Genomic DNA, 20,078 nt, shown 5'->3' with positions numbered 1-20,078 from the left:
GCTCAGGACGCGACAGCGCTGTCCTCCCCTTCGAGCGGCCGTTCCCAGCCAAAGGCCTGCACGCGTGCGACGGGCTTGTCCACGACAAGTACGCCGCAGATGCCGCCGGGCATCGGCAGTGTCATGCCGTGCCAGTCGGGCCGGCCGACTTCCTCGCCAGCCGCGCCGCGCGCCGCGCGCGTTCCGCCGATCCGCGCCGCTTCGTCCCACATCGCCTGTCTGGCGGCCGCGTCATGGGCACCGGCCGGCTCGACGGTCAGACCGAGCCCTATTCTCGCCGATGCCACCGCGATCACGATCCAGATGCCCGAGTACGCGACATCGACATGAATCGCGTCCTTGACATTCGGATGCGTGACGACGATGCGTTCGTCCGGCTCATCGTCCACGCCCACTTCGTGCGGTTCGCAATCGAGCATGTGCGAGAGCACGAGACGCAGCGTCGCGCGCGCGACGGAAAAGCGCCGCCCGAGCGCCGAATTCGGATGCAGCCGCGCGCGTTTGCGTTCGGACTGACTGAGCCAGTTTCCGATGTTCGACGCCGACGCGAAACGGAACTCGCTCGGCACGAGCCATAGACAGACCTCGTCGGGCGCGGGTGGTTCGTGGATCCGCACGCGCGATTTGGCGAGATCGTAGTAGCGCCACGGGACGTCGGTGGCATGGAGCCGGGAGATGCGTTGAGTGGAAGGCATTGCGCGTCACCGGAGACGTCGCGGCGCGCCCACGCCGGAACGCTCCGCATTTAGGAACGATCTGTCATTTTCGGTAATCGTTGCTTATGGGAACCTTAGGAAGCTGAAAGCGGACGCCATCGAAACGATTCGGCCTACGGGTCATCCCCGAGTTGAGCTTTCGTCAACCCCACCCTCAAAAATCCTCGATTCCTCCCCGCGCGAAGTGCACCGCAGAATGCCTCACGTCCACCGTCAACGGTGGCTGAACCTTACCCATCACGCGGACACAAGGAAGGAGTCAATGGAAAAGAACCTGTTTATCGGCGAAGGCTTCGAAGGGCCGGGCGTCAATCTCGCGCACATCAACGTGCTGGTCGGCCCGCGCAACGGCCCGGCCGGCCAGGCATTCGCGACCGCGCTCGCGACGCCGTCCGCCGGTCACGCGCCGTTCGTCGTGATCGCGCAGCCGGGCGTGCCGACCAAGCCGCTCACGCTCTACGTCAACAAGGCGCAGATCGACGGCGACTTCCACGGCAATGCGACCTGGGGCGCCTCGCAGGCGGGCATCGCGAAGGCGGTGGCCGAATCCCTCGAAAACGGCACGTTGCCGCCGGAAGCCGAGAACGACTGGGTCGTCGTGTCGGCGAACTGGGTCAATCCGAAAACAGACGATCTCGACGCCGTGTTCGAGAACAACTATCGCGCGTGCAAGAACGCGATCATCGCCGCGATGGAAGGCCTGCCGCGCAAGGAAGCCGTGTTCAAGGCGGCGCGCGATGTGTCGAATCCGTTCTACACGCCGAAGAAGTAAGGAGCCCGCCAAATGGAATACGTGCGTCTCGGCCAGTCCGGCCTGAAGGTGTCGCGCCTGTGCCTCGGCACGATGAACATGGGCACGCCGCAATGGAAGCCGTGGATTTTCGATGAAGCGCAAAGCGAGCCGATCGTGAAGCACGCCATCGAGCGCGGCGTGAACTTCATCGATCTGGCCGATTTCTATTCGACGGGTGTCGGCGAAGAGGTCGTCGGCCGCATTCTGAAGCGGCTGGTCAAGCGCGACGAGGTGGTCGTGACGACGAAGGTCGGCTATGACATGGCGAACCATCCGAATGCGGGCGGCCATTCGCGCAAGCACGTCATGGACGGCATCGACGCGTCGCTCAGGCGTCTCGGCATGGATTACGTCGACATCTACATGCTGCATTACTTCGACGTGAACACGCCCGTCGAGGAGACGATGGGCGCGCTCGACGACATCGTGCGCGCGGGCAAGGCGCGCTACATCGGCGTATCGACGATGTACACGTGGCAGTTCGCGAAGATCATGCAGGCGTGCGAGCGCCACGGCTGGCACAAGCCGATCAACATGCAGTTGCAGTTGAACGTCGCGTATCGCGAGGAAGAGCGCGAGATGATCCCGTATTGCATCGATCAGGGCGTCGGCGTGTCGGTGTTCAGTCCGCTCGCGCGCGGCCTCCTGACGTCCGATGCGAAGTCCACGCGCAACCAGACGGATTTCTTCACCGCGCAGATGTACGGCGATCGCGCGTCGCTGGACATCGCGGCGTCGGTCGCGCGTGTCGCGGCGCGGCGCGGCGTGCCGGCGGCGCAGATCGCGCAGGCGTGGGTGTTGAGCCGGCCGGGTATTTCGAGCATGCTCGTCGGCGCGGATTCGGCCGCGCAGTTCGACAGCGCGCTCGCCGCGCTCGACACGAAGCTCGACGACGACGAACTGCACGAGCTCGAGCGCAACTACACGCCGTGCGATCTCATCAACGACTACACGGCCGGACGCCGCATCGCGCGCGATTCGCGTGCGGCGCAAGGCGTCTTCGAACACGCACTGGAGCGCGCGGCATGAGCAAGCTGTTGCAATCGAGTCATTACATCGATGGCCGCTGGTGCGAAAGCGCGAGCACGTATCCCGTGCGCAATCCCGCGACGGGAGAAGTGATCGCGAACGTCGCGCGCGGCGGCGCCGCGGAGACGCAGCAGGCCATCGATGCCGCGCAGCGCGCCTTCCCCGCGTGGCGCTCGCTGACCGCCAAGGAGCGCGGCGCGCGCGTGAAACGCTGGGGCGAGCTGATGCTCGCGAACCGCAACACGCTCGCCGAACTGCTCACGCGCGAGCAGGGCAAGCCGCTCGCCGAAGCGCTCGGCGAAGTCGCCTACGCGGCGAGCTTCTTCGAATGGTTCGCGGAAGAGGCGAAGCGCAGTTACGGCGACGTGATTCCGAGTCCGAAACCGAACTCGAAGATCATCGTCACGCGCGAGCCGGTGGGTGTCGTCGCGGCCATCACGCCGTGGAATTTCCCGCTCGCGATGATCACGCGCAAGGCCGGCCCCGCGCTGGCCGCCGGCTGCACGATGGTGCTGAAGCCTTCCGAAGAGACGCCTTTGTCGGCATTCGCGCTGGCGGTGCTCGCCGAGGAAGCGGGCATTCCGGCGGGCGTGTTCAACATCGTATCGGGCGATGCCGTCGCCATCGGCTCCGCGCTGACCGCATCGCCCGCCGTGCGCAAGTTGTCGTTCACGGGCTCGACGCGCGTCGGCAAGCTGCTCGCGAAGCAATCGGCGGATACGTTGAAGAAGCTGTCGCTGGAGCTGGGCGGCAACGCACCCTTCATCGTGTTCGACGACGCCGATATCGACGCCGCCGTGCAGGGCGCGATCGCGTCGAAGTTCCGCAACACCGGGCAGACGTGCGTGTGCGTGAACCGCTTCTACGTGCAGGACGGCGTCTACGATGCGTTCACGCAGGCACTGACGCGCGCCGTGCACAAGCTGCGCGTCGGCGACGGGCTCGCGGGCGAGTTCGATCAGGGACCGCTCATCAACGAGGCCGCGCTGAAGAAGGTTCAAGCTCATGTCGCCGATGCCGTGAGCAAAGGCGCGAAGGTGCTGGCCGGCGGCAAGCCGCACGCGCTCGGCGGCACCTTCTACGAGCCGACCGTGCTCGCGGACGCCGTGCCGTCGATGCTGATCGCCGATGAAGAAACCTTCGGTCCAGTGGCCGCGTGCTTTCGCTTCGAGACGGAAGACGAAGTCATCGCCGCCGCGAACGACACGCCGTTCGGCCTGTCCGCGTACTTCTACACGCGCGATCTGGGTCGCGCGTGGCGCGTCGCGGAGGGTCTGGAAAGCGGCATGGTCGGCATCAACGAAGGCATCATCTCGACCGAAGTCGCACCCTTCGGCGGCGTGAAGCAGTCGGGCCTGGGCCGCGAAGGATCGAAGTACGGGCTCGATGAATACATGGAGCTCAAGTACATGATGATGGCCGGGCTCGGCCGCTGATTCAGCATCACACCGCGCGCGCACGAACGATAACGCCATCGCGTGCGCGGTTTTCATGCGGCGTACGACGCGCCGCTCCATCCGGAAGTGGAGGAGATACTCTTGGACATGCAAAGTCTGGGCGCGCAGCCGCTCGCACCCGGCGCGAACGCGCCTCTCAATACCGCGAATACCGCGCACCCGCGCGTCGCACTCGACGATGTGCCGCTGAACCGCTTTCACGTGAAGATAGCCGGTCTCACTTTCGGCGCGCACTTCACCGAAGGCTATGCGCTCGGCACGATCGGTTACGCGCTGTCGTCGTTGAACAAGCAGATTCCGCTCGATGCGTTCTGGATGGGCCTGCTCGGTTCGTCGGCGCTTGTCGGCATTTTTCTCGGCAGTCTCGTGTTCGGCTGGCTCTCCGACAGCCTCGGCCGCCAGAAGATTTTCCTGCTGAGCTTCATCATCATCACGGCGGCCGCGTTCGCGCAGTTCTATGCGGCCACGCCGGCGATGCTCGTCGCGTTGCGCGTGCTGATCGGCTTCGGCATGGGCGGCGATTTCGCGGTCGGTCATGCGATTCTCGCGGAGTTCTCGCCGCGCAAGCATCGCGGCGTGCTGCTCGGTTCGTTCAGCGTGATCTGGACGATCGGCTATGTGATCGCGAACGTGCTCGGCATGCACTACGCGGATGCGTCGCCCGATGCGTGGCGCTGGCTGCTCGCGTCCGCCGGCGTGCCCGCGCTCCTCGTGCTGATCATGCGCATCGGCACGCCGGAGTCGCCGCGCTGGCTGCTCGGCAAAGGCCGCGTGGACGAAGCGATGCGCATCGTGCGCAAGCACTTCGGGCCGAACGTGACGCTCGAAGCCGACACGGGCGAGCACTTCGCCGGCAAGGGCGGTTTCGCGCGGCTCTTCGAGCCTGATCTGATCCGCCGCACGGTCTTCAACTGTGCGTTCTTCGTGTGCCTCGTGATTCCGTACTTCGCGATCTACACGTTCCTGCCGAGCATTCTCACGGCGATCCATCTGCCCGAAGGCTCGGGTGCCGATCTGCTGCTCAACGCCTTTCTCGTGCTCGGCGCGTTGCTCGGTATCTGGCTGACGATCAAGTTGTCGCGGCGCTCGTTTCTGATCGGATCGTTCGCGGTGTGCTGCCTGTCGCTGTTCGCGTTGAGCGTGCTGCCGTCATCGGCGAATGTCGGGATGATCGTCGCGTTCGGCGTCTTCACGCTGACGATGTCGGCATTCTCGAATCTGGTCGGCGTGTTTCCGCCGGAGTGCTTTCCGACCGAGGCGCGTGCGTGCGGCGTGGGACTGTCGATTGCGTGCAGCCGGCTGGGATCGGCGGTGGGGACGTTTCTGTTGCCCATCGGGATCGCGCAGGCCGGCGTGCAGATGACGATGCTCGCGCTCGCCGGCGTGTTGCTCGTGGGAATGCTGGTTTCGATCGCCTGGGCGCCGGAGACGAAGCATCTGACGTTGAGTCAGGCGAGCGGGGGGTGAGAGCGGGGGGTGAGACTCGCAGCGCCCGAAATGCGGCAACGTCATCGTTGCCGCATTTTCTTTGGCAACGCGCATTGCTGCCTTGTTCGACGGAAAAAAGCTCCATGTGGCGGAGTAAGCGTGCGCCCGGAATCGCCGCCTCGCTTCTCCTAATGAGCCCGAGCGCAATCGCCGAGGCTCAGGAAATCGCCTGCGCCGCAGCCCCCTCGGCCCTCAACCACTCCGCAAACGCCTGCACACTATCCGAACCCGAAAACGAAGGCGCGATATCCAGCCAATACCCATAAGGCCCGTTCGATTCCACCGGCGACAACAACACGAGCGCGCCATCGTGCAGTTCATCGGCGATCATGTTGCGATCGACGACCGCCAGACCCGAACCCGCGCGGGCCGCATGAATTGCCTGATCGAGCGTCGAGAACTCGATGCCGTTCTCGCCGAAGGCGCGCGGCAGTCCCGCCGCATCGAGCCAGTTGGGCCACAGCGTCAGCCGTGCATCGTTATGCAGCACATGCAGCGCGGGCAGCCGCTCGAGCAGCGCCTCGACCGACTGCCCCGCGAACTTCATCGCGCCGACGAGCACATGCCGCTCGATGAACAGCAACTCCGAACGATGATCCGCCCGCGCCTCGTAACCGAAGCGAATGCTGCACTGGCGGTCATCGGCGGCGTCGGTGCGCACGGAAAGATCGATGTCGGGCACCGCGTCCATCAGCGAGCCTAAGCGCGGCGACAGCCAGCGCGTCGCAAACGTAGGCGGCGCGCTGACGGTCAGACGCTTGCGTTCGCCGCGTTGCACGGTCGACAGCGATCGCGTGACACGCTCGATCGAATCGAACGCTTCCGACAGGCACGCCAGCAGTTCCGCACCCTGCTTCGTCAGCCGAATGCCCTTGTGGTCACGAACGAAAAGCTTCGTGCCGAGCGCGTCCTCGAGCAGACGAATCTGGCGGCTCACCGCGCCCGGTGTCACGCACAAGGCCGCTGCGGACTTGTTGAAGCTCATATGGCGCGCGCTTTCCTCGAAAAAACGCAACGCCGTCAACGATGGCAGTCGCCGCACGATCTTCTCCCTTAGTTGCGCGTGCCTCGTTTGTCGCCGAGAGCGCGCGCCTGCTTCTCGATCTCCGTGCGCAGCCACTCGCGAAAGAGCGCGACCTGGGGCGCATCGTCCTGGCCGGTGCGCGTGACGAGCCAGTATGACTGATGCCCGTCCACCTCGACATCGAGGATCGGCACCAGCGATCCCTGGCGCAACTCCTGCCCGATCATGTGGCGATCGGCGATCGTGACGCCGAGACCGTCGGAAGCCGCGCGGATCGCGTGATCGAGCAGATCGAACTCATAGCCGCCGCGCGTATCGACACCTTCGATATGCGCCGCCTTGAGCCAGTGCTGCCATGTAAGATAACGCTGATCGGTCGCCGCGAGCACATGCAGCAGCGTAAAAGCGTTGAGATCGATCTCCGATGTATCGCGCCCGCCTATCATCGCGGGCGAGCAGACGGCGATGTGCCGTTCGTTCATCAGCAACTGGTTGTCGAGACCGCCCCATTCTCCATTGCCGAAGCGGATTGCGCAGTCGAGCGCGCCCGATTCGACGAGGTCGTCTTTCAGACGCGTAGTCAGCGTGATTTCGACTTCCGGCGCGGCGGCGCGCAGCGATTGCAGCCGCGGCATCAGCCAGCGGTTAGCGAAGGTAGGCGGGGCATTGACGCGCAGGCGCCGCAAATGCGTCCGTTCCTGAATGCCGCGCACCGTGAGCTCGATGCAGTCGAACGACATCTTGAGCGCCTGCAGCAAGAGCCGCCCCGTCGCCGACAACTCCAGATGATGATGGCGGCGCAACAGCAGCGTCTCGCCGAGCTGTGTTTCGAGCTGGCGAACCTGGCGGCTCACCGCGCTCTGAGTCACGTGCAGCATTTCTGCGGCGCGCGTAAAACTGCCGGTGTGCCCGGCCACTTCGAAAGCCCTCAGCGCATTCAGGGCAGGCATCTTTCGCTTCAAATCGGTCTCCTTTTCCTTGCGTTCAACACGCGCATTGAACACGGATCCACGCTGAAACGTGTCGCTCTTGGGCGAGATTTTACGAATCGAGGCGATTTATTCCGCTTCGGGGCGCGAAGGCATGCGCTTGCGCCCCGAAGCGAATCAGGCGATCGAGACAGGCGCCGCGACTCGCTCGACAACCGTGCGGGCATCGTCGAGAATCATGTCCGCGCCCTTCTCGGCGACCATCATCACCGGCGCGTTGAGATTGCCCGACGTGATGTTCGGAAAGATCGATGCATCGACGATGCGCAAGCCCGCTACGCCATGCACGCGCAAGCGCTCGTCGACCACCGCCGTGCGCGCGTCCGGGCCCATCGCGCACGAACCGCACAGGTGATAGATCGAGCCCGACTGCTCGCGAAAGTACTCCAGCATGTCGGCGTCGCTCTTCACGGCCGGTCCCGGCGAGATTTCCTCCGCCGTGATCGCGCGCAATGCGGGCGAGCTCATGATCTTGCGCACGAGCTTGCTGCCCTGCACCGCATCGCGGATGTCTCTCGGCGTCGTCAATGCGTTGATGCTGATCTTCGCGGCATCTTCCACGCGATCGGATGCGATCTCGATGGATCCGCGGCTCGTCGGCCGGCATGGGTTGAAGCACAGCAGGAAACCCGAATACGGTTCCGGCTCCAACTGCGCCTTGCTGCTTTTCGGAATGCGATACGAGAGCGGGTTGAAATACAGTTGCAGGTTCGGCTGCGCTTCTTCGTCGTCGCCTTTGAAAAAACCGCCCGACTGGTTCACGCTCATCGAAAGCGGTCCCTTGCGCGAGATCAGATACCTGAAGGCGGCCTTGGCCTTGCCGAAGAGCGAGCCCAGCTCGTCGTTCAGCGTCTCGATGGTCGCGCGATAGTAGAAGCTCACGCACAGGTGATCCTGCAGATTCTTGCCGACAGCCGGCAATTCGTGCACGACCGGAATGCCGTGTTTCGCGAGCAGCGCCGCGTCGCCGATGCCGGAAAGCTGCATGAGTTTCGGTGAATCGACCGCGCCCGCCGACAGAATCACCTCACGCTTCGCGCGAAAGCGCAGCGATTCGCCGTCGCGCTTCGCCATCACGCCGGTCGCGCGCTTGCCGTCGAACAACACGCGGCTCACGCTGATATTGCGCTCCACGCGCAGATTGCCGCGCCCGAGCACGGGGTGCAGATACTCGAAGCTGCTCGACGAACGCTCGCCATTGCGCGCGTTGATGTCATAGATGGTCGCGCCTTCGTAGTCCGCGCCGTTGATGTCGCCGGTGACCGGATAGCCGGCCTGCCGCGCGCCTTCGAGGAACGTGCCGCAGACCGCATGCGCGCCGTCCTTCATCGACGATACCGAGATCCTGCCGTGCGCGCCGTGATACCGCGTATCGCCGGCCCAGTGCGATTCGAGGCGGCGGAAATACGGCAGCACGTCGCTGTAACTCCATCCCGTGTTGCCCGCGCGCGCCCAGTCGTCGAAATCGTGCGGCTGGCCGCGCACGTAGATCATCGCGTTGATCGAGCCGGAGCCGCCCTGCACCTTGCCGCGCGGGCAATACAGCGAGCGGCCCTTGAGTTGCGCTTCCGGCTCGCTGTAGTACATCCAGTTGTATTCCGGGTTGTAGTAGGTCTTCGTGAAGCCGACCGGAATCTTGAACCAGAACGAATCGTCCTTGCCGCCCGCTTCGAGCAGCAGCACCGAATGCTCGCCGGACTCCGTCAGGCGATTGGCGAGGATGCAGCCCGCCGATCCCGCACCCACGATGATGTAATCGAATTCCATGCCTTGCCTGTTCCTGGTTCAGCCCTTCGCGGGCGCGAGATCCTTCACGTCGGCGGGCTTCGCCGCCATCTGCAGATGCAGACGCTCGCCCGTGTACGGCGTATGCGCGCGGACCACATCCATGTTCAGCTCTACGCCCAGGCCCGGCTCCGTCGACGGAATGATGTAGCCGTCTTCCCAGCGGATCTTCGACTCGAGCACCTCGGCGTGGAAGCCGTCCCACGTGCCGATGCTTTCCTGGATCAGGAAGTTCGGCGAGCACGCGGCAATCTGGATGCTCGCGGCCGCGCCCACCGGACCGTTGTACAGATGCGGCGCGATCTGCGCGTAGTACACCTCCGCGAGACTCGCGATCTTCTTCGCTTCCAGCAAGCCGCCGACGCGCCCGACGTTGAACTGCAAGATCGACGCCGCGCGCGCTTCGAGCAGCTTGAAGAACTCGTACTTGGTCGTGAGACGCTCGCCCGCCGCGATCGGGATGCCGGTCTTCGCGGCGACTTGCGCCATCGCGTCTTCCTGCCCCGGCGGCACCGGCTCCTCGAACCAAAGCGGATCGAACTTTTCGAGGCGCTTCGCGAGACGGATCGCCGAGGACGGCACCATCTGACCGTGCGTGCCGAACAGCAGATCGGCCTTGCTGCCGACGGCCTCGCGCACCTTGCGGCAGAACGTCTCGCAGCGATCCATCACTTCGAGCGAAATCTGATGGCCTGAATACGCGGTGTACGGACCGGCCGGATCGAACTTCACTGCGGTAAAGCCGAGCGCCACGTTGTGCGCGGCACATTCGGCGGCGAGATCGGGATCGTCGTAGTCGTATTCGCCGCGCGCGTTCTTCGGATAGAGATACGTGTACGAACGCAGACGTTCATGCACGCGTCCGCCGAGCAGTTCGTAGACCGGCTTGCCCGCCGCCTTGCCGATGATGTCCCAGCACGCCATTTCAAGGCCGCTCGCGACGCCCATCATCGTGAGATCGGGGCGCTGCGTGAAGCCGCTCGAATACGCCTCGCGGTAGAAACGCTCGACATGATGCGGATCGTGACCGAGCAGATAGCGCTCGAACACATCTTCGATGACGGGCGTCATCGCTTTCGGATGGAACGTCGCGGAGTAGATCTCCCCGACGCCTTCGATGCCGCACGCCGTGCGCAGCTTCACGAAAATCCAGTACATGCCGCCGATATGCGGCGGCGGCACGGCGACGATATGCGTCTCCAGCGCGGCGATCTTCATTGTTGCGCTCCCAGTTTGTTGAGTCGATGTTTGAAGACGAGCCCGGCCACGCCGCCCAGCGCGGACATCGCCGCGATGTAGCCGAAGTAGAGTTGATAGCCGTGCACGCCCGGATAGTTCTGCGTCAGATAACCGTTGATGAGCGGCAGCACCGCATCGGGCGAATAGCCGATCACCGAGACGAGGCCGATCGCGAGACCCATCGTTTCGGCGGGCACCTTGCATTGATCGAGCAGCGACCAGTAAAGCCCGCGTATCGCGTACGTCATCACGCCGATGAAGAGCACGATCACCGCGATGAGCACGTGGCTGCCGATCGACGGCGCGGCCATCAGCACGAGCAGCGCGGCAGCCGCCGCGAACAGCGCGAACACGAGCACGGAGGTCTTCGAGAAACGATCGCCGAGAAAGCCGCCGCCGATGCCGCCGATCGGACGCATCCACAGCTTGGCCGTGGTGATGAAGCCCGCCGCGACCACCGACAGGCCGATCTCCTTTTCATGCAGATACGCGGAGAAGCTGTAGGTCGCCCAGAACACCTGATAGCCGCAGAACACGATCGCCGACAGCAGCCACAGTTGCGGATTCTTCAGCAGCACCTTGAGATCGCGGAGCACGTTGCGCTTCTCGCGCGTGACTTGCACCCCCTGCGCAGCTTGCGGATCGCGCACGAGACCGAATACCGCGCCGAGCCCGATGCACAGGAACGCGTACATGTAGACGACGAGCCGGAAGCCCGCGGCGGTCGAATCGCCGCGCGTCTGCGTGACCCACGCGAAGAGACTGATCGCGACGGTCGCGAGCAGCGCTTCGATCAAGCCGCGCCCGCCGTCGAGAAAGCCGAAGAAGCGGCCTTGCTCGTCGGCGGCGGCGATCATCTGCACGCGCTTGATGATCGCCGCCCAGAACGTGAGGCCGGTCGTCAGGCCCCAGGCGCCGAAGATCACGATCAGCGAGCCGAACGACGGCGCGGTGGAATACCACAAGCCGAGCGCGCCGGTCGCGATCAGCGAGAAGCTGATGAGCACACGCGGCGACACGCGATCCGCGAGCCAGCCGCTCGGCAGATAGCAGACGAGGAAGATCGTCCCGAGCGCGGAGTAGAGATAGCCGAGTTGCGCTTCGGTGATGTGAAAGACTTCGAGCATCGTCGGCTGATAGACCTGCCGCAGATACAGAATCGGATAGATCGCGCCGGCGGCGATCACGAGCAGCGCGAGCTGGATGTAGCGGTCGGCGCGCGAGCCTGCGCGCGGTGCGTTCACGCTTTGGCCGGATTGAGCGGAATTCGATGACACAGGAGTGCTCCTCGAAGGGCAGCGGCGCACGGCGTGTGGACGCCGCGCGGCTGGGCCTTCAACATGTTTTTGTGAATGATGGGAAAACCGATGCGGCCGGCAACGGCCGCAGGAATCAGTACTTCATGACGACGAGTCGCGTCTGCGTGAACTCGAGCATGCCGTGCTTGCCGTCGTCGCCGCCGATGCCGGAGCGCTTCCAGCCAGCGTGAAAACCTTGATACGGATCGGCGGGCGTGCGGTTGATGTACAGCTCGCCCGCTTCGATCGCGTTCGCCACTTTCATCGCCGTGCGGTAGTTCTCGGTGTAGAGCACCGATGAAAGGCCGAACTGATGATCGTTCGCCAGCGCAATCGCTTCGTCGATCGTGGCGTACTTCAGCACCGCGAGCACCGGGCCGAACGTCTCTTCCTGCACGATCTCCATGTCCTGGCGGCAATTCGACAGCAGCGTCGGCGGATAGAAGAAGCCCTCGCGCGCAGGCACTTCGCCGCCGCATTCGAGCTTCGCACCCGCTTTGATCGCGCGGCGGACCATCGCGTGAATGCCGTCGCGCGATGGCTTGTTCACGAGCGGCCCCATGTGGCTCGCGTCCAGGTAGCGATCGCCGATCTGCTTCGACTTCATCTGCTGGCGCAGCAAGGTGACGAACTGGTCGTGGATGCGCTCATGCACATAGACGCGCTCGATCGCCGTGCAGAGCTGGCCGCTGTGCGTGAGCTTCGATGCGACGAGCTCGCGAGCGGCCTTCGGCAGATCGGCGTCCGGCTCGACGATGGCCGGCGTCTTGCCGCCCAGCTCCAGCGAAGGCTTCGCGATGTTCGCCTTGCAATATTCGAGCACCTTGCGGCCCGCGCTGACGCTGCCCGTCAACGTGATCATGCCGATCTTCGGATGCGTGCAGACGACTTCGGCTGTCGCGTGATCCATCGCGAGAATGTTGACGACGCCGGCGGGCAGCCCCGCGCGCTCGACCGCGCGCGCCAGCGCGAACGCCGACAGCGGCGTGTTGTTGCTCGGACGCACGACGACCGTGTTGCCCGCGATCAGCGCCGGCGCGACCTTGCGCATCAGCGTGTAGATGGGGAAATTGAACGGGATCAGGCATGCGACGACGCCGATCGGCTCGCGATGCAGCACGAGGTTCTCATCGGGCGTATCGCTCGGAATGACTTCGCCTTCGATGCGGCGCGCCCATTCCGCGTGATAGCGCGTGATCTGCGCGGCGTAGACGGCTTCGTTGGTCGCGTCGAGCAGGCTCTTGCCGGACTCGGCCGCGAGCGCCGCGCCGATATCGGCGGCAGCTTCGACGATGGCATTCGCGAGACGCTGCATATGCGCGCCGCGCTCGGCGGCGGGCGTCGCGCGCCACGCACGTTGCGCCGCGGCGGCCTGATCGACGGCCATGAGCGCCTGCTCGCGCGACGCGTTGTGAACGTGGCCGAGCACCTCTTCGGTGGCGGGATTCAGGACGGCGATGACGTTATCGCTCACAGGCTCGATGAAACGTCCATTCACGAAATTGCGTTCTGGCTTCATGTCTTGTGGTTTCCTTGATCGCTGTGCGTCGCGGCGCCCGGCCGCCGGAAATCGGGCAACCGTTGCGACAAGGCAACGCATTTGCGGCTCATTCTTCCGCGCCTCGCGCTCCGACGACAAGCGAAGAATTTTCTGGAAAAACATTCAAAAAACTCACGCTCGCTGTTCGACTAAATCCTTTTTCAGCCCTGCTTCCATCGCGCACAATCCGTCGCTCGCGGTCCCCGCCGACATCGATGGCTGGGACTTCTTGACGAAAAGTAGAAGACTTGAGACTTTCATGAGAATCAAAGCAATTGGCCTCGCCGCGCTCGCGTGTATCGCGACTTCAGCTCATGCTCAAAGCAGCGTCACGCTGTACGGCATCCTCGATGAAGGGCTCGACTACACGAGCAATGTCGGCGGCAATCACGCCTACGAGCTCACGAGCGGCTATGCGGCGGGCAGCCGCTGGGGCTTGCGCGGGGCCGAGGATCTCGGCGGCGGCACGAAGGCCGTGTTCCAGCTCGAAAGCGGTGTGAATCTGAGCAATGGCGCGGCCGGGCAAGGCGGACGCATGTTCGGGCGGCAGGCGTACGTGGGCGTGACCGATGACCGCTTCGGCTCGGTCAGGCTCGGCCGTCAGTACGACTCCGTGGTCGACTTTCTCGCGCCGACGACGGCCAACGGCAACTGGGCCGGCTATCTCTTCGCGCATCCGTTCGACAACGACAACACCGACAACTCGTTCCGCGTGAACAACACGGTCAAGTACATGAGCCCGGCGTTCGGCGGGTTCCAGTTCGGCGGCACGTACAGCTTCAGCAACGACACGAATTTCGCGGGCAACCGGCAGTACAGCGTCGGCGCGTCGTATGCGAATGGCGGCCTGCTGCTCGGCGCGGCCTACTTGCGCGCGGACGGCGTCGGCATGAACGCGAGCGGCGCGATCGCGACCAACGACGCGAGCTTCATCGCCCAGCGCATGCAGGTTTTCGGCGCGGGCGTGAATTACACGTTCGGCAACGCGACGGCAGGCTTCGCGTACACGAATTCGAGTTATCGCGATCCGGTGACGAACGGCTACATCGGTGTGCCGCTCGCATCGGCAGGCAACACGCTCAAGAACCTCAGGTACCAGAACTTCGAGGTGAACGGGAAGTACCAGTTCACGCCGGCCTTCTTCGTCGGCGCGCAGTACGTCTATTCGATGGAAACGTACGACTCGACCGCGGGCACGGTGAAGCCGCACATCCACTCGGCGGGCCTGATGGCGGACTACTTCCTCTCCAAGCGCACCGACGTGTACGTGCAGGGCGCGTATCAGAAGATCGCCGGGGCATCGACGGATTCGGTGATGGACCAGGCGTTCATTCCGGGCACGCAGGGTTTGTCGTCGAACTCGCAGCAGTTCGTCGCGCGCGTGGCGCTGCGGCACGCGTTCTGACGTTCTCAATCGATGAATCGCTGTCCGCGCCCGAATGCGCGGACAGCCGAATTTCCAGGCATTTCCTAAGCATTTCCTAAGCTTCCCTCCGCTAGTCTTGCGCCTTGTCCGAACACGAGGATTTCCCAAGATGAAGCGTCCGCCCGCTTTCACCATCGTGTGCCGCCCTCGATCGTCATGACCGCCCGGAGACATGCCATGAGGGTATTGCTCGTTGAAGACGACCGTATGATCGGTGAATCGGTGCAGGACGAACTGCGCGAAAGCGGCTACGCCGTCGACTGGGTGCGCAGCGGCGAGCTGGCGCTCACGAGCCTCACCACGCACGTCTACGACGCGATCCTGCTCGACCTCGGACTGCCCGACGCCGATGGCATCGACGTGCTGCGCGCCGTGCGCCGCCGGGCGAATCACGTGCCGCTCGTCATCGTCACCGCGCGCGATTCCGTCGAGGAGCGCATTCGCGGACTCGACGAAGGCGCCGACGATTACCTCATCAAGCCTTTCGATATCTCCGAGCTGAAAGCGCGCATGCGTTCCGTGATCCGCCGCCGCGGCGGGCAGGCCGCGCCGCTCATGACCAACGGCATGCTCACGCTCGATCCGGCCACGCGCCAGGCCACGTCCGGCGAGATCGCGGTGCGCCTTTCCAGTCGCGAATTCGCGCTGCTGCAGGCACTCATGATCCGCCCCGGCGCGATCCTGTCGCGCGCGGAACTCGAAGACCGCATCTACGGCTGGAACGAGGAAGTGGAAAGCAACGCGGTCGAATTCCTGATTCATTCGCTGCGCAAGAAGCTCGGCGCCACCGCGATCAGGAACGTGCGCGGCGTGGGCTGGATGGTCTCGAAGCAATCATGACGCGTTCGCTTCAGTTCAGGCTGTCGGCCTGGCTGTCGGCGCTGATCGTCGTGATCGCGGCCGCGGGCGGCGTCATTGCGTTCAAGACGGCGCTTCACGAGGCCAACGAGTTGCAGGACGGCCAGTTGCAGCAGATCGCCGCGCTCGTCACGCCGCGCACGCTCGCGGTGATGGAGCGCGAGGCGCTCGAAAAAGTCGACGGCACGGACCCGGAATCGAAGCTCGTGATCCAGACGCTCGCCGAGCGCGCGCCGCTCTCGGTCGCGCCCGATGTGCCCGACGGCTTGCAGAACGCGATCGTCGACGACACGCCATGGCGCATCGCCGTCAAGACGCTCGACGACGGCACGCGCGTCGTGATCGGCCAGAGGACGGCAGGTCGCGACGAAATCGCCCGCAACAGCGCGCTCGCCACCGTGATGCCCTTCGCCGCGCTCGCGCTCGTGCTGCTCGCGGCGCTGCATCTGATCGTGCGCCGCATGTTCGGGCCGCTCGCCGCGCTGTCGGCGGGCCTCGACACGCGGCGCGAGCACGATCTCTCCGCGCTTTCCGGCGACGCGCTGCCGAGCGAAATCACGCCCTTCGTCGTCGCGATCAACCGCCTGCTCGCGCGCGTGGAAGCCTCGGTGGCGCTGCAGCGCCGCTTCGTCGCCGATGCCGCGCATGAGCTGCGCTCGCCGCTCACCGCATTGTCGTTGCAGGCCGAGCGGCTCGATGCGTCCGAGCTGCCCGACAGCGCGCGCGAACGGCTCGATGCGTTGAGGCGCGGACTCGCGCGCACCCGCTCGCTGCTGCATCAACTGTTGACGCTCGCGCGCCTGCAGCAACGCACCGACGCCGACATCGCGCGTCTGCGCGTGCAGGAAGTCTTTCGCAACGTTCTGGAAGACCTGATGCCGCTCGCGGAAGCGAAGGACATCGATATCGGCGTGTCGAGCGCGGACGACGTGTTCATCCACGCACCGCAAGCCGATCTCACGATCATGGTGAAGAATCTCGTCGACAACGCGATTCGCTACACACCCGCCGGCGGGCGCGTCGATCTCGCGACGGGCGTCGCGAATGCGCGGCCGTGGATTCGCGTCGAGGACAGCGGGCCGGGCATCGCGCTCTCGGAACGCACGCGCGTCTTCGATCCGTTCTATCGCGTGCTGGGCAGCGATGCGGACGGCTCGGGCCTCGGGCTCTCGATTGTCGGCACCATCGCGGCGCGCATGGGCGCGAAGGTCGAACTCACGGATGCGGCGCCGCGCGGGCTCGTCGTGACCGTCACGATCTGAAGGCTTTCATCAGTTGCTCGAGGAAGCATGCGGCCCGCGTCGGACCATACGCGGGCCGCATGAACAGCGTGCGCACGGCATGCTATCGTCGATGCGTCATGCCGATGGGTCATTTCGACGCCGCCATCATGAGTCAAGTGCGCTATCCCCTCGGACCGGATGACCGGGTGCATCTGCTGTGCTGGCTCACGTGCGGATTTCTCGGCGCGTACTACATCGAAGGCGACTGGCCCGACACGTCGTTTCAGGTGCGCACGGCGCATCGCTGGCTCGACCGACATCATCGCGCGGCCGACTGGATCGAAACCGCGCGGCTCTCCGTTGCGGCGCAGGCGCTCGCCGCGCGCTTCTCCTCGACGCTCGACGCCGACGCCTCGCGCGGCGACATCGAGCGCATTCTCGAATGCGAGGATCTCGACTACGAAAGCGCGCTCGTGCAGCGCATCTATCACGAGTGCTGGATCGAGCTATCGAGCCGACGCAGGCCTTCGCATTAGTCCCGATCCTCCTTACTTCAGTCTTTTGCACGCGCGACGGCAATCAATTTTCATGCCGCGTGGAACGCGCGCCCCGGCGCGTCTCGCGCTCGGGCACGGCGATTTTTTTGCGCCGGGCGAATGTGCGGAACCCCACATTGGCGCACAGGGCGCGGCGATAACATCGGCGCGCCTGCTCGCACGTCGATGTTCGCGCCTCCCGGCCGAGTCCTGAAACGCCGGGCTGAAAAGCGGCTACACCGTCAGCGGCCAAGAACGATGAAAACAATCGACACTGACTGGAGGTCGCCATGCAGCGCAGCATTCGTCCGCTTGTTCCCGAAACCCGGATTCGTCGCGCGCGCCTGCGCCCGCTCGCGATGCTCGTGCCGCTCGTCGCGGGCCTGTCATGCGCGGCGCTCGTCCATGCCGCGCCGCCCCTGCCGGCCGGCGGCAAATTCGTCGCCGGCAGCGGCGCGATCGGCGGCAGCGATCAGGCGCTCACGATCAATCAGACGACCACGCGCGGCGTCATCGACTGGAATAGTTTCTCGATCGGCAGCGGACGGCAGGTCACGTTCAACAACGGCAACGGCGCGACGCTCAACCGCGTGACCGGCGGCGATGCGTCGGTGATTCTCGGGCAGCTCAACGCGACGGGCAGCGTGTATCTCGTGAATCCGCAGGGCGTGCTCGTCGGGCCGGGCGGTGTCGTCGCGACGGGCGGGCGCTTTGTCGCCTCCGCTCTGGACATCGGCAACGATGCGTTCATGCAGGGCGGCCCGCTCACGCTATCGGGCGGCGGCGACGGCATGGTCATCAATCTCGGCAAGATCGGATCGAGCGGCGGCGACGTATTTCTCGTGTCGCGCACGGCGGCGGTGAACGGCGGCAGCATCGGCGCGCCGCAGGGCACGGTCGAAATCGCGACCGGCAATCAGGTGCTGTTGCAGGACGCGTCCGGCGGACAACAGGTTTTCGTGCAGGCGGGCAGCGGCGGCACCGCGATGAACGGCGGCATGATCCAGGCGGCGCAGGCGAACCTGCAGGCCGCCGATGGCAACGTGTACGCGCTCGCCGGCAACAGCAGCGCGATCCGCGCGACCGGCACCGCGACGCGCGACGGCCATGTCTGGCTCGTCGCCGACCAGGGCACGGTTCACGCGAACGGCGCGATCGCCGCGACGAACGCGGACGGCAGCGGCGGCACGGTCGAAACGCGCGCGAACGCGCTCGACATCGCCGGTGCGAACGTGCAGGCGCGCATCTGGAAGCTCGGCGCGCCGACATTCACCGTCGATCAGGCGAACGCGGATGCCCTCGCGCGCAGTCTCTCCAGCGGCACATCGGTCGATGTCGAAGCGAGCGGCGGCGATCTGAGCGTCGGCGGCAACGTGCAATGGAACGGCAATGCATCGCTGACACTGGGCGCAGCGCGCGGCGTGGCGATCGGCCCGGGCGCGACCATCGGCAACACGGGCAACGGCAATCTCACGCTGCGCGCGGATGCGCTCGGCGTCGACAACGGCGGCGGCGTGACGAACGGCGGCACGATCGACTGGTCGAAGAGCGGCGGTATCGTCAGCGCGCTCTACGACATGAACGGCAGCTATGCGCCGGGCACGCTGCTCACGAACAGCGGATGGACGGCCGCGCCGTATAGCGGGCTCGTCACGCAGGCGACCGCGTACAAACTCGTGAACAACCTCGCCGATCTCTCCGGCGTGTCGAAGGATCTCGCGGGCAACTACGCGCTCGGCAAGGATATCGACGCGAGCGCGAGCGCCTATCCGAACTTCTTCACGGCGATCGGCGCGACGGCGACGCCCTTCACCGGTCAGTTCGACGGCTTCGGCCACACGATCGACAAGCTCGCGACGACGGCGAATCTCAACGACGACCGCCAAGGCATGTTCGGCGTGATCGGCGCGAGCGGCGTGGTGCGCGACCTGAATCTCACCAACGCCAGCACGAACGGCTACTCGTCGGGCGCGTACGGATTGCTCGCGGGCCAGAACAACGGTCTCGTCACGTATGTCAACACGACGGGCGCCGTTTCCCAGAACGGCTTCGGCGGGGCCGGCGCGGGCGGGCTCGTCGGCGTGAACAACGGGATCATCGAGCGTTCGTCGAGCACGGCGGATGTCGGCTATCAGATTCCCGCGGGCGGGCTCGTGGGCGTGAACAACGGCACGATCGCGCAGTCGTACGCGACCGGCACCACGTTCGCCGGGACGCATGGCGAGACGGGCGGGCTCGTCGCGTTCAACAACGGGCTCATCACGCAGTCGTATGCGACCGGCGGCGTGAGCGGCTTCGGCGGCGGCGGGCTCGTGTTCGTCAACGGCGCGACGGGCGTGATCAACGAATCGTTCGCGGTGGGGCAAGTCGGCGGCGGCGGGCCGCCGGGAGACGCCTATGGCGGCATTGCGGCGTACAACCAGGGCGCGATTCACAACAACGTCTACTGGAACAAGGAGACGACGACTCGCGCCAGCGCGGCCGGCTCGAACTCCGGGACGACGCCGCCGGATTCGAACGGGCTCACGACCGCGCAGATGAGCAATGCGTCGAATTTCCTCGACTGGAACATTCCGGCGGGCGGCGTTTGGGCTATGCCGTCGGGCGCGACGCATCCCATTCTGCAATGGCAGCAGGCGCAGCCTTGAAGCGCGCCTATCGGGCGGCGCGAACGCGC

16 protein-coding genes are annotated in these 20,078 nt (G+C 65.1%); 9 read left to right on the top strand and 7 right to left on the bottom strand.

Annotated elements, in window-relative coordinates:
* Window positions 1–2: 2 nt before the first annotated feature.
* Window positions 3–695 carry a hypothetical protein gene (locus tag U4Y90_RS20745; protein WP_321797292.1) on the bottom strand — a complete coding sequence of 231 codons (693 nt, stop codon included), beginning with the start codon at window positions 693–695 and terminating at the stop codon, window positions 3–5.
* 283 nt (window positions 696–978) lie between these two features.
* Here U4Y90_RS20745 and fae point away from each other — a divergent pair, with 283 nt between their 5' ends.
* The 4 genes from fae to U4Y90_RS20725 all read left to right on the top strand — a co-directional run bounded on the left by fae (window position 979) and on the right by U4Y90_RS20725 (window position 5,462).
* On the top strand, window positions 979–1,488 hold the full coding sequence (fae, locus tag U4Y90_RS20740; RefSeq protein ID WP_061159725.1) for a formaldehyde-activating enzyme: 510 nt from the start codon (window positions 979–981) through the stop codon (window positions 1,486–1,488).
* Between the two features lie 12 nt (window positions 1,489–1,500).
* On the top strand, window positions 1,501–2,538 hold the full coding sequence (locus tag U4Y90_RS20735) for an aldo/keto reductase (RefSeq protein ID WP_321797291.1): 1,038 nt from the start codon (window positions 1,501–1,503) through the stop codon (window positions 2,536–2,538).
* On the top strand, window positions 2,535–3,974 hold the full coding sequence (locus U4Y90_RS20730) for an NAD-dependent succinate-semialdehyde dehydrogenase (RefSeq protein ID WP_321797290.1): 1,440 nt from the start codon (window positions 2,535–2,537) through the stop codon (window positions 3,972–3,974). The genes U4Y90_RS20735 and U4Y90_RS20730 overlap by 4 nt, the downstream gene beginning before the upstream one ends.
* A gap of 108 nt (window positions 3,975–4,082) precedes the next feature.
* The gene (locus U4Y90_RS20725; RefSeq protein WP_415749391.1) at window positions 4,083–5,462 is read left to right on the top strand and encodes an MFS transporter; all 1,380 of its coding nucleotides are present in this window, start codon (window positions 4,083–4,085) and stop codon (window positions 5,460–5,462) included.
* A 178-nt stretch (window positions 5,463–5,640) separates the two neighbouring features.
* On the opposite strand, the gene U4Y90_RS20720 is transcribed toward U4Y90_RS20725, so the two are convergent.
* The 6 genes from U4Y90_RS20720 to aldA all read right to left on the bottom strand — a co-directional run bounded on the left by U4Y90_RS20720 (window position 5,641) and on the right by aldA (window position 13,337).
* Complete coding sequence (locus U4Y90_RS20720) at window positions 5,641–6,525, bottom strand: LysR substrate-binding domain-containing protein (RefSeq protein WP_321797287.1); 885 nt, start codon at window positions 6,523–6,525, stop codon at window positions 5,641–5,643.
* An 11-nt stretch (window positions 6,526–6,536) separates the two neighbouring features.
* Window positions 6,537–7,457 carry a LysR substrate-binding domain-containing protein gene (locus U4Y90_RS20715; RefSeq protein ID WP_321797286.1) on the bottom strand — a complete coding sequence of 307 codons (921 nt, stop codon included), beginning with the start codon at window positions 7,455–7,457 and terminating at the stop codon, window positions 6,537–6,539.
* A 156-nt stretch (window positions 7,458–7,613) separates the two neighbouring features.
* Entirely contained in the window at window positions 7,614–9,263 is a 1,650-nt protein-coding gene (locus tag U4Y90_RS20710) for a GMC family oxidoreductase (protein ID WP_321797284.1), read from the bottom strand.
* An 18-nt stretch (window positions 9,264–9,281) separates the two neighbouring features.
* Window positions 9,282–10,499, bottom strand: a complete 1,218-nt coding sequence (locus U4Y90_RS20705; RefSeq protein ID WP_321797282.1) for a mandelate racemase/muconate lactonizing enzyme family protein — start codon at window positions 10,497–10,499, stop codon at window positions 9,282–9,284.
* Window positions 10,496–11,797 carry an MFS transporter gene (locus tag U4Y90_RS20700; protein WP_321797280.1) on the bottom strand — a complete coding sequence of 434 codons (1,302 nt, stop codon included), beginning with the start codon at window positions 11,795–11,797 and terminating at the stop codon, window positions 10,496–10,498. Before U4Y90_RS20700 ends, U4Y90_RS20705 begins: the two co-directional genes overlap by 4 nt.
* Before the next feature lie 115 nt (window positions 11,798–11,912).
* Complete coding sequence (gene aldA, locus U4Y90_RS20695) at window positions 11,913–13,337, bottom strand: aldehyde dehydrogenase (RefSeq protein WP_321797279.1); 1,425 nt, start codon at window positions 13,335–13,337, stop codon at window positions 11,913–11,915.
* 280 nt (window positions 13,338–13,617) lie between these two features.
* On the opposite strand from aldA, the gene U4Y90_RS20690 reads away from it, so the two are divergent.
* The 5 genes from U4Y90_RS20690 (at window position 13,618) to U4Y90_RS20670 (ending at window position 20,049) form a co-directional block, all read left to right on the top strand.
* Window positions 13,618–14,763, top strand: a complete 1,146-nt coding sequence (locus U4Y90_RS20690) for a porin (protein WP_321797277.1) — start codon at window positions 13,618–13,620, stop codon at window positions 14,761–14,763.
* A 198-nt stretch (window positions 14,764–14,961) separates the two neighbouring features.
* A complete protein-coding gene (locus U4Y90_RS20685) occupies window positions 14,962–15,624 on the top strand; it encodes a response regulator (protein WP_321797275.1) in 663 nt (220 codons plus the stop codon).
* Window positions 15,621–16,904, top strand: coding sequence for an ATP-binding protein (locus tag U4Y90_RS20680; protein ID WP_321797273.1), 1,284 nt, complete (start codon window positions 15,621–15,623; stop codon window positions 16,902–16,904). Before U4Y90_RS20685 ends, U4Y90_RS20680 begins: the two co-directional genes overlap by 4 nt.
* Before the next feature lie 98 nt (window positions 16,905–17,002).
* Window positions 17,003–17,401, top strand: coding sequence for a hypothetical protein (locus U4Y90_RS20675; RefSeq protein ID WP_415749389.1), 399 nt, complete (start codon window positions 17,003–17,005; stop codon window positions 17,399–17,401).
* 290 nt (window positions 17,402–17,691) lie between these two features.
* Complete coding sequence (locus tag U4Y90_RS20670) at window positions 17,692–20,049, top strand: filamentous hemagglutinin N-terminal domain-containing protein (RefSeq protein WP_321797271.1); 2,358 nt, start codon at window positions 17,692–17,694, stop codon at window positions 20,047–20,049.
* Window positions 20,050–20,078 lie beyond the last annotated feature (29 nt).

This window comes from Caballeronia sp. J97 (genome assembly GCF_905220305.1).
GTDB lineage: Bacteria > Pseudomonadota > Gammaproteobacteria > Burkholderiales > Burkholderiaceae > Caballeronia.
The sequence above is the reverse complement of the archived record's forward strand: the minus strand, read 5'-3'. Positions and strand labels throughout refer to the sequence as shown.